The organism is Streptomyces nitrosporeus, assembly GCF_008704555.1.
Taxonomy (GTDB): Bacteria; Actinomycetota; Actinomycetes; order Streptomycetales; family Streptomycetaceae; genus Streptomyces; species Streptomyces nitrosporeus.
The window spans coordinates 2,491,535-2,505,409 of the sequence record NZ_CP023702.1 but is presented as its reverse complement, the minus strand read 5'-3'; the positions used below and the strand labels follow the sequence as shown (position 1 = coordinate 2,505,409).

Sequence of the window (13,875 nt, the reverse complement as noted above, 5' to 3'; positions counted from 1 at the left end):
CGCGCCCGGGGGCCGTCCGTCAGGCCGCGCCGGTCAGGGCGGACGGCCCCCGGAAGGTGCGGCGGTAGGCCTGCGGGGTCGTGCCGAGCGAGCGTACGAACTGGTGGCGCAGGGCGGCCGCGGTGCCGAAGCCGGTGCGCCCCGCGATCGTGTCCACGGTCTCGTCCGAGGACTCCAGCAACTGCTGCGCCAGCAGGACCCGCTGGCGCAGCAGCCAGCGGTAGGGGGTCGTCCCCGTCTCCTGCTGGAAGCGGCGGGCGAACGTCCGCGGTGACATGTGCGCGTGCGCGGCCAGCTGCTCGATGGTCAGCTCCTGGTCGAGGTGGCCCTCCATCCACGCGAGCGTCCCGCCGACCGTGTCGCAGCGGGTGCGGGGCAGCGGGCGCGCGATGTACTGCGCCTGGCCGCCGTCCCGGTGCGGGGGCACCACCATCCGGCGGGCGACGGCGTTGGCGACGGCGGGACCGTGCGCCTGGCGCACCAGGTGCAGTGCGGCGTCGATCCCGGCGGCGGTGCCCGCCGAGGTGATGACCGGGCCGTCGTCCACGTAGAGCACGTCCGGCTCCACCACGGCCTTCGGGTGGCGGCGGGCCAGCTCCTCCGTGTGGCGCCAGTGGGTGGTGCAGCGGCGGCCGTCCAGGAGCCCGGCGGCGCCGAGGAGGTAGGCGCCGGAGCAGACGCTCATCACCCGCGCCCCGCGTGCCACCGCGCGGCGCAGCGCTTCGAGGATCTCCTCGGGGTACTCGCGGTCCCCGAAGCGGCTGCCCGCCGGTACGGCGATGAGGTCGGCCTCCTCCAGGCGTTCGGGGCCGTGCGGTGTGCTGATGGTGAAGCCGGCGTGGGTGCGCAGCGCCGGGCCCTCCGCGGAGACCACCGCGAAGTCGTAGACCGGCAGTCCGTCGTCGGACCGGTCGAGCCCGAACACCTCGCACAGGACGCCGAGCTCAAAGGGGTGGACTTCGTCGAGCAGCAGGGCCGCCACATTCTTCAGCATGAGAACAGTGTGGCAGTAATTCGATGCTGTGTGACAGTCCTGCCACTGCCGTGGCAGGGCCGGGGCGGGGAGAGTGGGGTCATGAACACATTCCTGAGCTACCTGTCCATAACGGCACTTTTCGCCTTCGTCCTGCTGCCCGTGCTCCTCGGCCTCGCCCGGGAAGGGCGCATCTCCCGGGAACTGCGGGAGGCGGAACGGAGGAGGGAGGAACGGCTCCCGGAAGCGGCGGGCGCCGCGCAGCCGCTCACGGCCACGCGGCGCCCTTACCTCAGGTCCTGGGCGCGGATCTGAACAGGTGCGGGAGCCGCTCAGAAGTCGTCGTCGAAGGCGACCGAGCCCTCCACCGCGACCTGGTAGGCCGAGGGGCGGCGCTCGAAGAAGTTCGTCAGCTCCTGGACCCCCTGCAGCTCCATGAACGGGAAGGGGTTCTCGGAGCCGTAGAGCGGGGGGAAGCCCAGCCGGGTGAGGCGCTGGTCGGCGACGCACTCCAGGTACTGGCGCATCGACTCGGTGTTCATGCCGGGCAGTCCCTCCCCGCACAGGTCGCGGCCGAACTGCAGTTCCGCCTCGACGGCCTCCCGCAGCATGTCCGTGACCTGCTGCCGCAGCGCGTCGTCGAAGAGCCCGGGCTCCTCCTTGCGGACGGTGTCGACCACCTCGAACGCGAAGTTCATGTGCATCGTCTCGTCACGGAACACCCAGTTGGTGCCCGTGGCGAGGCCGTGCAGCAGGCCGCGTGAGCGGAACCAGTAGACGTAGGCGAAGGCGCCGTAGAAGAACAGGCCCTCGATGCACGCGGCGAAGCAGATCAGGTTCAGCAGGAAACGCCGGCGGTCGGCCCGGGACTCCAGCCGGTCCGTCTTCTCCACCGAGTCCATCCACCGGAAGCAGAACTGCGCCTTCTCGCGGATCGACGGGATGTTCTCGACCGCGGCGAAGGCCGCCGCCCGGTCCTCGGGATCGGGCAGGTAGGTGTCGAGCAGGGTCAGGTAGAACTGGACGTGCACGGCCTCCTCGAACAGCTGGCGCGACAGGTACAGCCGCGCCTCCGGGGAGTTGATGTGCTTGTACAGCGTCAGCACCAGGTTGTTCGCGACGATCGAGTCGCCCGTCGCGAAGAACGCCACGAGCCGGCCGATCATGTGCTGCTCGCCCGGGGAGAGCCTGGCGAGGTCGGCGACGTCGGAGTGCAGGTCGACCTCCTCCACCGTCCAGGTGTTCTTGATCGCGTCCCGGTAGCGCTCGTAGAAGTCCGGGTAGCGCATGGGGCGCAGGGTCAGCTCGAAGCCCGGGTCGAGCAGGTTCTTGTTCTTGGACGTACTCATCACTGGCAGGCCTCGCAGGACTCGGGGTTTTCGAGGGAGCAGGCGACCGCGTCCGCGTCGGGAGCGGGGGCCTGCTGTACGGGGACGGCGGCGGTGGCCGGGGCGCCGCCGGAGGCGGCGCGGGCGATCCGGGTCGCCGGGCGCGAACGCAGGTAGTACGTCGTCTTCAGACCCTGCTTCCAGGCGTACGCGTACATCGAGGAGAGCTTGCCGATGGTCGGTGTCTCCAGGAACAGGTTCAGCGACTGGCTCTGGTCGAGGTAGGGCGTACGGGCCGCCGCCATGTCGATCAGGCCGCGCTGGGGGATCTCCCAGGCCGTGCGGTACAGCGCCCGTACGTCCTCGGGGATCCAGCCGAAGCCCTGCACCGAGCCGCTCGACTCGCGCAGCGCCTCCCGGGTCCGGGCGTCCCAGACGCCGAGCCGCTTGAGGTCCTCCACCAGGTAGGCGTTGACCTGGAGGAACTCACCGCTGAGCGTCTCGCGCTTGAAGAGGTTGGAGACCTGCGGCTCGATGCACTCGTACACCCCGGCGATCGAGGCGATCGTCGCCGTCGGGGCGATGGCGAGCAGCAGGGAGTTGCGCATCCCGGTCCGCGCGATCCTCGCCCGCAGGGCCTCCCACCGCTCGGGCCAGGCCGGTTCGGTGGCGTAGTGGTCGGGGTGGAGCACCCCGCGGGCGGCGCGGGTCGCGGACCAGGCGGGCAGCGGACCCGCGCGTTCGGCGAGGTCGCAGGAGGTCTCGTAGGCGGCGAGCATGATCCGCTCCGCCAGCTTCGTGGAGAGGGCGCGGGCCTCGGCGGAGTCGAACGGCAGCCGCAGCCGGAAGAAGACGTCCTGGAGGCCCATCGCGCCCAGGCCCACCGGGCGCCAGCGGGCGTTGGAGCGGGCGGCCTGCCCGGTCGGGTAGAAGTTGATGTCGACGACCCGGTCGAGGAAGGTCACCGCGGTGCGGACGGTGGCGTCCAGCCGCTCCCAGTCGATGGTGCCGTCGGCGACGAACGCGCCGAGGTTGACCGAACCCAGGTTGCAGACGGCCGTCTCGCCGTCGTCGGTGACCTCCAGGATCTCCGTGCAGAGGTTCGAGGAGTGCACCACCCGGCCAGGCTCGGCGGTCTGGTTGGCGGTGCGGTTGGCGGTGTCCTTGAAGGTCATCCAGCCCTGCCCGGTCTGGGCGAGGGTCCGCATCATCCGGCCGTACAGCTCACGTGCCGGAACCGACTTACGGGCCAGGCCCTTCGCCTCGGCGGCCCGGTAGGCGGTGTCGAACTCCCCGCCCCACAGGTCGGTCAGCTCGGGGACGTCCGCCGGGGAGAACAGCGACCACGCGGTGTCCGCCTCGACCCGGCGCATGAACTCGTCGGGGACCCAGTGGGCCAGGTTCAGGTTGTGGGTGCGCCGCTGGTCCTCGCCGGTGTTGTCGCGCAGCTCCAGGAACTCCTCGACGTCCGCGTGCCAGGTCTCCAGGTAGACCGCGGCGGCCCCCTTGCGCCGGCCTCCCTGGTTGACCGCGGCGACCGAGGCGTCCAGCGTCTTCAGGAACGGCACGATGCCGTTGGAGTGGCCGTTGGTGCCCCGGATCAGCGAACCGCGCGCCCGGACCCGGGAGTAGGCGATACCGATGCCGCCCGCGTGCTTGGAGAGGCGGGCCACCTGGTGGTAGCGGTCGTAGATCGAGTCCAGCTCGTCCAGCGGCGAGTCCAGCAGGTAGCAGGAGGACATCTGCGGATGGCGGGTGCCGGAGTTGAAGAGCGTGGGGGAGGACGGCAGGTAGTCCAGCCGGCTCATCAGGCCGTACAGCGAGGCGACTTCGTCCAGCGCCCGCTCGGATTCGTCCTCGGCGAGCCCGCAGGCCACACGCAGCATGAAGTACTGCGGAGTCTCCACGGCCTCGCGGGTGAGCGGGTGGCGCAGCAGATAGCGGCTGTACAGCGTCCGCAGGCCGAAGTAGCCGAAGCGGTCGTCGGCGCCGTCGGCGAGCGCCCGGCCTGCCAGCGCGTCGAGAAAGGCGGCGTGCCGGGTGACGAACCCGGCCGTACGGTCCGCGATCAGACCCTCGCGGTGGCCCACGGCGACGGACGCGGAGAAGGACACCGCGCCCTGGCCCGCGGCTTCCCGGGCGATCGAGCGGGTGAGCAGCCGGGCCGCCAGCCGGGAGTAGGACGGGTCCTCCGGGATCAGCCCGGCGGCGGCCTCCGTGGCCAGGGAGCGCAGCTCGTCCTCGTCCGCGTGGGCGCTGCGGCCGCGGAGCGCCGCCGCGGCGATCCGGCCCGGGTCGGTGTCCGGCAGGTCGGCGGTGAGAGCGGTCAGGGTCCGCAGCAGGGCGGCACCGGGGGCGTCGGGGGCGGCTCCGGCCCCGGGCCCTGCCGGGGGGGCCGGATCCGGGACGGAAACAGGGTCGGCTGGCGCGATGCTCACGGGGGCTGTCCTCGCTCGGCTCGGGGCCGGCGGGGACAGGGGCAGCCGGGCAGGCCGGCGGCCCCGGCAGGGGCGTACCGCGCACGGCGTCCACCGGCCTTCCGCGAGGCCCGGACGTAGGGCGTCCGGTTCGGTCGAGCCGGACGCGCTGCCGGCAGGTCCTCGGACTTGCGGGTGCGCGAAAGCACACCGGTCATACCGTTGCGGGACAGTTCCGGATTCACACCGGATTCCCCTGCGGCGACAGCGAGCACGAGCATACATGTGGGGGCTGCCCGTCAGGACAGCCCCCACATGTTGTGTACGGGTGTGCCGGGGGAAGGCTCACAGCTCCAGACGGAACGTCAGCAGCGTGCCGGTGGTCATCGGCGCCCAGTCGCGTTCCGGGGTCCGGACGAAGCCCAGGCGCCGGTAGAGGCGGTGGGCGCCGAGCATGGCCCGCTGACTGGAGAGCACGAGTGCCCTGACGCCGTCAGCGGCCCGCGCCCGGTCGATACAGGCCCGTACGAGGGCCTCGCCGGTGCCCCGGCCACGGGCCCCGGGGGAGACGGCCAGCATCCGGAACTCGGCCTCGCCGGGGCGGGCGATGTCGGCCCAGGGCCCGCCGGCCACGGTGTAGGTCACGCCGCCCAGCAGCGTGCCGTCCTCGTCCAGGGCCACGAGCACCTCCGCCTCCTCGGCCCGCCGCGCGACGGCCCGCAGCCTCTCCAGATAGGGGTCGTCGGCGCCGAGGTCCAGCAGGCCCTCGTCGAGATAGGCCAGGGCGGTGAGCTCGCCGAGGGCGGCGTACCGCGAGGGGTGCACCCGTTCGATGGTTACGTCCATGCGGGGCAGTGTGCCGTGGGGCGGCCGGAGCCGCCCGGGGTTTTCCGGGCCGGGACGGCGGATGCCCGCCGCGCCCCGGGAGGGGGTGCGACGGGCATCCGCCGTGGACGGACCGGCGGGTCAGTGGCCGCCGGGGGCGCCCGCCGTGGCCGGCGGGAGCTCCGCCTTGACGCCCGGGTCGCCGACGTCCGCGGTGTAGTCCGACGGCGAGGTCTCGTCGATGCCGGCCGGGGCCTTCGCCGCGTTCAGGACGAAGGTCAGGACGACCACCACGACGACGTTCAGCACGAACGCGGTGAGACCGATGTAGCCGATCTCCCCGATGCCGGGGATCTCCTTCGAGGACCCGGCGAAGTGCGGCTGGGTCGGGGAGGACACGTTGTAGGCGGCGACGGTGCCGTAGATCATGCCGACCGCCCAGCCGGCGATGAGCGCCCACCGGTGGAACCAGCGGGTGAACAGGCCGCCCACCAGGGCCGGCATGGTCTGGAGGATCCAGATCCCGCCGAGCAGCTGGAAGTTGATCGCGACCGTCTTGTCCATGGTGAGGACGAAGACCAGCGCGCCGACCTTCACCAGCAGCGAGACCAGCTTGGAGACCTTCGTCTCCTGCTCGGGCGTCGCGTCCGGCTTCAGGAAGTCCTTGTAGATGTTGCGGGTGAACAGGTTCGCCGCGGCGATGGACATGATCGCCGCGGGTACCAGGGCGCCGATGCCGATGGCGGCGAAGGCCACACCGGCGAACCAGTCCGGGAACATGTTCTCGAACAGCTGGGGGATGGCGAGCTGGCCGTTCTGGACCTTGATGCCCGCGGCGATCGCCATGAAGCCGAGCAGGGCCAGCAGCCCCAGCATCAGCGAGTACAGCGGCAGGATCGTGGTGTTGCGGCGGATCACCTCGCGGCTGCGGCTGGAGAGCGTCGCCGTGATGGAGTGCGGGTACATGAAGAGCGCCAGCGCCGAGCCGAGCGCCAGCGTGGCGTAGCCCCACTGGCCGGAGACGCCGGGTGCGAGTCCGGCCACCGGCTTGCCGGCCGCCTCGTTCTTCTCCTCGAACGCCTTGCTCGCCGCGTCGAAGATCTGGTCGAAGCCGCCCAGCTTGATCGGGATGTAGATGATCGCCACCGCGATCACCAGATAGATCAGGCCGTCCTTGACGAACGCGATCAGCGCCGGGGCGCGCAGCCCGGAGGAGTAGGTGTAGGCCGCGAGCACGGCGAAGGCGATCAGCAGGGGCAGGTCCTTGACGAACCAGTGCGTGGTCTCGCCGCCGCCGACGCCCATGACGTCCAGCACGGCCTGGATGCCGACCAGCTGGAGCGCGATGTACGGCATGGTGGCGAGGATGCCGGTCAGCGCGACCGCCAGCGACAGCCCCTTGGAGCCGAAACGGCCCCGCACGAAGTCCGAGGTGGTGACGTAACCGTGCTTGTGCGAGACCGACCACAGCCTCGGCAGGAAGGTGAAGATGAGCGGGTAGATCAGGATCGTGTACGGGACGGCGAAGAAGCCGGAGGCGCCCGCCGCGTAGATCGCGGCCGGGACCGCGACGAAGGTGTACGCCGTGTAGAGGTCGCCGCCCAGCAGGAACCAGGTGACCCAGGTGCCGAACGACCGGCCGCCCAGACCCCATTCGTCCAGGGTGGCCTCGTTCTCGGCCCTGCGCCAGCGCGCGGCCATGAACCCCATGACCGTCACGGCCAGGAAGAAGAAGATGAAGACGGCGAGTGCGACGCCGTTCACGCCGTCCTTCATGCCGACGCACCCCCCTTGCGGGCACGCTGGTCACGCTGCCACAGCTTGTAGGCGATCATGGTGAGCAGGGCCGAGACGAGCACCCAGAGCATCTGGTACCAGTAGAAGAACGGGATGCCGATGAAGGTCGGCTCGATCTTCGCGTACGAGCTCACCCAGAGCATCGCGACGAACGGAGCGATGAGACACAGGGCGATCACCACCCTCATGGGTGTCACCGTTGGTGGTTTCGCGTCGTTCTCTTCCGGCATATGGCTCTCCGTCCCCTCGTCGATCGCCTGTGGCAACGCGCAGGAAATCTAGGGGAGGTCTCCGGCCACCGTCACCCCTCGTCCGCATTGCGGTCCTGCAACGGTCCCGGCACGCCCCTCCGTTCCCTGCGCCCGCAGGGAACACGGCCGCCGGGGGGCGGAGGTTCACCCGGGCGGGAAACGACCGATCCCCCCGCCGGGGCGAGGGGATCGATGTGCGGCGGATCGTCCTGTCAAGGAGCCGCTTCAGGCCATTCGGCGCCGGAGGGCCGTGCGGAAGGGCGCCCGGCTCGCGGGCCCCCCTCCCGCCGGGGCCTCCCGGCCGAGGGGCTCCTCGGCCGAGCGGACTCCCGGCCGAGCTGTCCTCCGGCCGGGCGGCTCCTCAGTCGAGGGGCCGCTTCAGCCGGGCCACGAACTTGTAGCGGTCGCCCCGGTACACCGAGCGCACCCACTCCACCGGTTCCCCCCGCCCGTCGATCGAGTGCCGGGACAGCATCAGCATCGGCAGGCCGACGTCCGTACCCAGCAGGCCCGCCTCGCGCGGGGTCGCCAGCGAGGTCTCGATGGTCTCCTCGGCCTCCGCGAGGCGTACGTCGTAGACCTCGGCCAGGGCGGTGTACAGCGAGGTGTACTTCACCAGCGAACGGCGCAGCGCCGGGAAGCGTTTGGCCGAAAGATGGGTGGTCTCGATGGCCATCGGCTCGCCGCTCGCCAGCCGCAGCCGCTCGATCCGCAGCACCCTGCCGCCGGCGGTGATGTCCAGCAGGCCGGCGAGCGTGTCGTCCGCCGTGACATAGCCGATGTCCAGCAGCTGGGACGTGGGTTCCAGTCCCTGGGCGCGCATGTCCTCGGTGTACGAGGTGAGCTGCAGCGCCTGGGAGACCTTCGGCTTGGCGACGAAGGTGCCCTTGCCCTGGATGCGTTCCAGCCGGCCCTCGACGACGAGTTCCTGGAGGGCCTGGCGGACCGTGGTGCGCGAGGTGTCGAACTCGGCCGCCAGGGTCCGCTCGGGGGGTACCGGCGTACCGGGCGGCATGGTGTCGGTCATGTCGAGGAGGTGCCGTTTGAGCCGGTAGTACTTCGGTACGCGCGCGGTGCGCGTGGCCACCCCCGTCTCACTGGTGGTACTGCCCCCGTCGGCACCCATGGCCCGCCTTCCCGACTGCTGTGTCGCTGCCGTCACCGGCTCCTCCGTCTGTCGCGGCTCACATGGTGGCACGGTCCGGTCACGGCTCGTCGCCCTCCCTTAGATGTCGGTCCTATAACGGACGCGAGTGCACTTCTTATACACCCTTGACACCCCTAAAGGTCTAGGCCAAGCTCCCGGTACTGGTCTAAACCATTAAAGACCAGATCCCAGCCCCACAGGCAGTACCAGGCGTACGTCTTCGCGGTGGGCGGGGGGTTGCTGGTATCCCTGAGGAGGGTGTGGCATGAAGCGCAAGCTCATGGCGGCGGTCGGCGTCGCAGCGATGATGACCGGTCTCGCGGCGTGTGGCGGGGACGGAAACGACGACAACGCTGCGAAGGACCCGAAGGACCGCAGCGAGAGCCTGACGGTCTGGCTGATGGTGGACGCGCAGAGCACCTGGCCGGAACTGGTCAAGGACGTCAACGCGCAGTTCAACAAGAAGTACCCGAAGGTCAAGGTCAACGTCCAGTACCAGCAGTGGGCGGACAAGGCCAAGAAGCTCGACACCGCCCTCGGCGGCGACAAGTTCCCGGATGTCGTCGAGCTCGGCAACACCGAGACCATGCAGTACATCCTCAACGGCGCCCTCGCCGAGATCGACCCCAAGAAGTACGACAACTCGGACACCTGGATCAAGGGTCTGAAGGACACCTGCACCTTCGAGGGCAAGCAGTTCTGCGTGCCTTACTACGCGGGTGCCCGTGTGGCGATCTACAACAAGGACATGTTCAAGGCCGGCACCGGCAGCGACGCGCTGCCGGAGACCGAGGACGAGCTGCTCACGGCGCTCGACAAGGTCTCGGCCGAGCTGGGCAAGAAGGACAAGCGCGCCTCGTCCCTCTACCTGCCGGGCCGCTACTGGTACGCCGCCATGTCCTACGTCGCCGGCTTCGGCGGCTCGATCGCCGAGTACGACGAGGGCGCGAAGGAGTGGAAGGGCAACCTCTCCTCCCCCGAGTCCCAGAAGGGCGTCGAGCACTTCATCAACCTGGTCAAGAAGTACAACAAGGCTGACCAGACCAAGGACGAGCAGGACCACGCCAACGTCATGGCCAACGAGAAGGCGGCCCTGATCTACGGCAACGGCTGGGAGTCGGGCTCCGTCACCGACGGCACCAACAACGGCAACCCGAAGCTGGAGGGCAAGATCGCCACGGCCGGTATGCCCGGCCCGAACGGCAAGGCCCTCCCGTCCTTCATCGGTGGCTCGGACCTCGCGGTGACCGCCAAGTCCAAGGTCACCGACCTGGGCGAGGAGTGGATCTCGATGTTCACCAGCGAGAAGTCGCAGGAGGTGCTCACCTCCAAGAACATCCTCCCGAACAACGAGAAGCAGCTCGAGCCGCTGAAGTCGAACCCTGAGACGGCCGCCGTCGCCAACGCGGTGCCGGACGCCTGGTTCACGCCGATCGCGCCGGGCTGGACCTCGATCGAGAAGGAGGAGGTCCTGGAGAACATGCTCCTGGAGATCCTCAAGGGCAGCTCCGTGGCCGACGCCACCAAGAAGGCCGACGCCCGTGTCAACGAGCTGATCAACAAGTAGTCGCACCGAGCCTCGGCTCGCCAGGCGGGGGCCCGGCACGTCACCGGGTCCCCGCCCCTCTTTGGTAGGTAGAGAACGCCGTGATGCCGGGCGGACACCCCCGGAATCCCGATGGAAGGTCAGCCACGTGACTGCTGCCGACACCCAGGCCGCCGGTCCACCGGTCCCCGTACCGGATGCCCCGGAGAAGACCGGGAAATCGCCCTCCACTCAGGACGCCGCTGGGCCACGCCCGAAGAAGCGGCGGACCAAGGGAGAGCTCCTCCCTTACCTCCTGATCCTGCCGGCGATCCTGGCGATCGCCGCCGTCTACGTCTATCCCCTGGCCAAGACCGTCATCATGTCCTTCCAGGACCTGGGGCGGGCGGCGCTGTGGGGCAACGCCGAGGCCGAGTGGGTGGGCTTCGAGCAGTTCACCGTCATCCTGGGTGACGCCGACTTCTGGTGGGTCGTCGTCCGGACCATCGTCTTCATGACCGTCTGCGTCGTGCTGACCATGGGCCTCGGCCTGCTGATCGCCCTGATGATGCTGCGGCTCTCCACCTGGGTGCGGCTCACCCTCACCGTGGCGCTGGTCGCCGCCTGGTCCATGCCGCTCATGGTCGCCGCGTCGGTCTTCCGCTGGCTCTCCGACTCCGACTACGGCCTGATCAACACCCTGCTCGCCGACATCACCGGCAACGAGGACAAGTGGCTCGGCCACAACTGGTTCCTCGACCCGGTCCAGGGCTTCGGGATCATCATGGTCCTGGTCGTCTGGGGCGCGATCCCGTTCGTCGTGATCACCCTGTACGCGGCCCTCACCCAGGTCCCCAAGGAGCTGGAAGAGGCCGCGGCCCTCGACGGCGCCTCCGCGTTCGGCGTCTACCGCTTCGTGACCTGGCCGGTCATCAAGCCGGTCTTCATCATGGTCGCCACGCTCTCGGTCATCTGGGACTTCAACGTCTTCGGCCAGATCTGGCTGCTGCGCGGCAACAAGCCCGAGCCCGAGTACGAGACGCTCGGCCTCTACTCCTTCTCCAAGGCGTTCGAGTCCACCTCCTTCAGCCAGGGCAGCGCGATCGCGCTGATCACCGTCCTGCTGCTCTCCGGAGTAGCCGTGTACTACCTGCGCCAGCTGATCAAGACGGGAGAGGTCGAATGAGCACCTCCACGCCCACGAACGCGCCGGCCCAGGTCCTGAGGCCCGACCGCAAGAAGAACCGCCTCGGCTACAACATCCTGGCGCTCGTCACCGCCGTGATCATGGCGTTCCCGGTCTACTGGCTGGTCGTCAGCTCGCTGCGTCCCAACCACGAGATCCGCTCGTACGACCAGACCCTGTGGCCGTCCTCGCTCACCTTCGACAACTTCGCCCGTGCGGTGAAGCAGGACAACTTCGCCACGGCGATCCAGTCGAGCCTCATCGTCTCGGTCACGGCCGTCGTCGGCGGCATGATCATCGCGACGCTCGCGGCGCTCGCCATCGGACGCTTCCGCTTCTTCGGGCGGAAGGCGCTGATGATGGTCATGATCCTGGTCCAGATGCTGCCGCCGACCGCGATGCTGATCCCGATCTACCTCCAGCTGAACGCCCTGGGAGGCATCGATGAGTACTGGGGGCTCATCGTCGTCTACCTGGTCTCCACGCTGCCGTTCGCGACCATCATGATCCGCGGGTTCGTGATCAACATCCCGGTGGAGCTCGAGGAGTCCGCGATGGTGGACGGCTGTACCCGGATGGGGGCCTTCCGCCGGGTCATCTTCCCCCTGCTGGCGCCCGGTCTCGCCGCCGCCTCCATCTTCTCGCTGGTCAACGCGTGGAACGAGTACCTCTTCGCGTACATCCTGATCAACGACAACTCCAAGTACACGCTCAACGTGTGGCTGATGACCTTCACGACCGAACGCGGTACGGACTACGGCGCCCTCATGGCGGCCTCCACGCTCATCTCCATCCCGGTCGTCATCTTCTTCATGATCATCCAGGGGAAGATGGCGACGGGGCTCACCTCCGGCGCCGTGAAGGGATAACGCCCTGCCATGACCACCCTCGTATCCTCCACGGACACCGTCACCCGCGACGCCCTCGCCGTGCTCCAGCCCGGGTTCACCGGGACGAGCGCCCCCGACTGGCTGCTGCGCCGGGTCGGCGAAGGGCTGGCCTCCGTCGGGCTGTTCGGCCGGAACATCCACTCACCCGAGCAGCTCGCCGCCCTCACCGCCCAGCTGCGGGCCGAGCGCGACGACGTCCTCGTCGCGATCGACGAGGAGGGCGGCGACGTCACCCGCCTCGAGGTCCGGGACGGTTCCTCCTTCCCCGGCAACTACGCCCTCGGCCGCGTCGACGACGTGGAGCTGACCCGGGCGGTGGCCCGGGAGCTCGGCCGCAGGCTGGCCGAGTGCGGGGTGAACCTCAACTGGGCCCCGTCCGCGGACGTCAACTCCAACCCCGGCAACCCGGTCATCGGCGTCCGGTCCTTCGGGCCGGACCCGGACCTGGTGGCCCGGCACACCGCCGCGTACGTCGAGGGCCTCCAGGCCGCCGGCGTCGCGGCCTGCACCAAGCACTTCCCCGGGCACGGCGACACCGCGGTCGACTCGCACCTCGCGCTGCCGGCCATCGACGTGGACCTGGACACCCTGCACGCCCGCGAGCTGGTGCCCTTCCGGGCGGCGATCGCGGCGGGGACCAAATCCGTGATGAGCGCGCACATCCTGCTGCCCGCGCTCGACCCCACCCGCCCCGCGACCCTCAGCCCGCAGATCCTCACCGGTCTGCTGCGCCGGGAACTGGGCTACGACGGCCTGATCGTCACGGACGGCATGGAGATGGACGCCATCGCCGGTACGTACGGCATCGAGCGCGGCTCCGTCCTCGCCATCGCCGCGGGCGCCGACGCCATCTGCGTCGGCGGCGGTCTCGCGGACGAGGAGACCGTGCTGCGGCTGCGTGACGCGCTGGTCGCGGCCGTCCGCGGCGGCGACCTGCCCGAGGAGCGGCTGGCCGACGCCGCCGCCCGGGTACGGGCCCTCGCGTCCTGGACGCAGGGGGCCAGGGGGGCTGTGCCGGCGCCGGGCGCGGACGTGCAGGAGGGGACCGCGCCCGGCACCGGAGTGGGCAACGACGTCGGACTCGCCGCGGCCCGCCGTGCGGTCCGGCTGACCGGCACCCTCGCCCCGCAGACCGAGCCGGTGTACGTCGCCTCGTTCACCCCGGTCGCGAACATCGCCGTCGGCGCCGAGACCCCGTGGGGCGTCGCCGCCGAACTGGCGCGGCTGCTGCCGGGCACCGAGGCCGGCAGCTACAGCGGTGCCGAGACCGGCGAGGTGCTCCGGGCGGCGGGGGAGCGGCGCATCGTCGCGGTCGTCCGCGACGAGCACCGGCACGCCTGGATGGGGGAGGCGCTGGACGGCCTGCTGGCGGCGCGCCCCGACACGGTCGTGGTCGAGATGGGGCTGCCCGAGGCACCCGCCCGGGGCGCCCTGCACATCGCCACGCACGGCGCCGCACGGGTGTGCGGCCTCGCCGCCGCGGAGGCCGTCACCGGCACGCGTATCCCGTAGCAGCGGGCGGGGGAGCGCTCCCGC

12 protein-coding genes and 1 riboswitch are annotated in these 13,875 nt (G+C 70.1%); of the genes, 5 read left to right on the top strand and 7 right to left on the bottom strand.

What is annotated here, in order from left to right; translation table 11 throughout:
* Positions 1-19 precede the first annotated feature (19 nt).
* Positions 20-994 carry a GlxA family transcriptional regulator gene (locus CP967_RS10840; RefSeq protein WP_150487779.1) on the bottom strand — a complete coding sequence of 325 codons (975 nt, stop codon included), beginning with the start codon at positions 992-994 and terminating at the stop codon, positions 20-22.
* Between the two features lie 81 nt (positions 995-1,075).
* Here CP967_RS10840 and CP967_RS10835 point away from each other — a divergent pair, with 81 nt between their 5' ends.
* Positions 1,076-1,288 (top strand): hypothetical protein, encoded by a 213-nt coding sequence (locus tag CP967_RS10835; protein ID WP_150487778.1) that lies wholly within the window; start codon positions 1,076-1,078, stop codon positions 1,286-1,288.
* Positions 1,289-1,305: 17 nt separating this feature from the next.
* Here CP967_RS10835 and CP967_RS10830 read toward each other — a convergent pair whose 3' ends face one another.
* The 6 genes from CP967_RS10830 to CP967_RS10805 form a co-directional block, all read right to left on the bottom strand.
* Entirely contained in the window at positions 1,306-2,322 is a 1,017-nt protein-coding gene (locus CP967_RS10830; protein ID WP_190174970.1) for a ribonucleotide-diphosphate reductase subunit beta, read from the bottom strand.
* Complete coding sequence (locus CP967_RS10825) at positions 2,322-4,739, bottom strand: ribonucleoside-diphosphate reductase subunit alpha (RefSeq protein ID WP_150487776.1); 2,418 nt, start codon at positions 4,737-4,739, stop codon at positions 2,322-2,324. The genes CP967_RS10830 and CP967_RS10825 overlap by 1 nt, the downstream gene beginning before the upstream one ends.
* A 136-nt stretch (positions 4,740-4,875) precedes the next feature.
* Positions 4,876-4,999: riboswitch (cobalamin riboswitch) on the bottom strand.
* Between the two features lie 64 nt (positions 5,000-5,063).
* Entirely contained in the window at positions 5,064-5,564 is a 501-nt protein-coding gene (locus tag CP967_RS10820) for a GNAT family N-acetyltransferase (protein ID WP_150487775.1), read from the bottom strand.
* A gap of 120 nt (positions 5,565-5,684) precedes the next feature.
* Positions 5,685-7,319: a monocarboxylate uptake permease MctP gene (gene mctP, locus CP967_RS10815; RefSeq protein ID WP_150487774.1), complete on the bottom strand. Its 1,635-nt coding sequence runs from the start codon at positions 7,317-7,319 to the stop codon at positions 5,685-5,687.
* Positions 7,316-7,570, bottom strand: coding sequence for a DUF3311 domain-containing protein (locus CP967_RS10810; protein ID WP_167535363.1), 255 nt, complete (start codon positions 7,568-7,570; stop codon positions 7,316-7,318). Before CP967_RS10810 ends, mctP begins: the two co-directional genes overlap by 4 nt.
* Positions 7,571-7,952: 382 nt before the next feature.
* The gene (locus CP967_RS10805) at positions 7,953-8,717 is read right to left on the bottom strand and encodes a GntR family transcriptional regulator (RefSeq protein ID WP_150491793.1); all 765 of its coding nucleotides are present in this window, start codon (positions 8,715-8,717) and stop codon (positions 7,953-7,955) included.
* A 286-nt stretch (positions 8,718-9,003) separates the two neighbouring features.
* Here CP967_RS10805 and CP967_RS10800 point away from each other — a divergent pair, with 286 nt between their 5' ends.
* The 4 genes from CP967_RS10800 to CP967_RS10785 all read left to right on the top strand — a co-directional run bounded on the left by CP967_RS10800 (position 9,004) and on the right by CP967_RS10785 (position 13,851).
* Positions 9,004-10,305: a sugar ABC transporter substrate-binding protein gene (locus tag CP967_RS10800; protein ID WP_150487772.1), complete on the top strand. Its 1,302-nt coding sequence runs from the start codon at positions 9,004-9,006 to the stop codon at positions 10,303-10,305.
* Between the two features lie 127 nt (positions 10,306-10,432).
* Positions 10,433-11,449 carry a carbohydrate ABC transporter permease gene (locus CP967_RS10795; RefSeq protein WP_150487771.1) on the top strand — a complete coding sequence of 339 codons (1,017 nt, stop codon included), beginning with the start codon at positions 10,433-10,435 and terminating at the stop codon, positions 11,447-11,449.
* Positions 11,446-12,318, top strand: a complete 873-nt coding sequence (locus CP967_RS10790) for a carbohydrate ABC transporter permease (protein ID WP_150487770.1) — start codon at positions 11,446-11,448, stop codon at positions 12,316-12,318. Before CP967_RS10795 ends, CP967_RS10790 begins: the two co-directional genes overlap by 4 nt.
* Before the next feature lie 9 nt (positions 12,319-12,327).
* The gene (locus CP967_RS10785) at positions 12,328-13,851 is read left to right on the top strand and encodes a glycoside hydrolase family 3 protein (protein ID WP_150487769.1); all 1,524 of its coding nucleotides are present in this window, start codon (positions 12,328-12,330) and stop codon (positions 13,849-13,851) included.
* Positions 13,852-13,875: the final 24 nt, after the last annotated feature.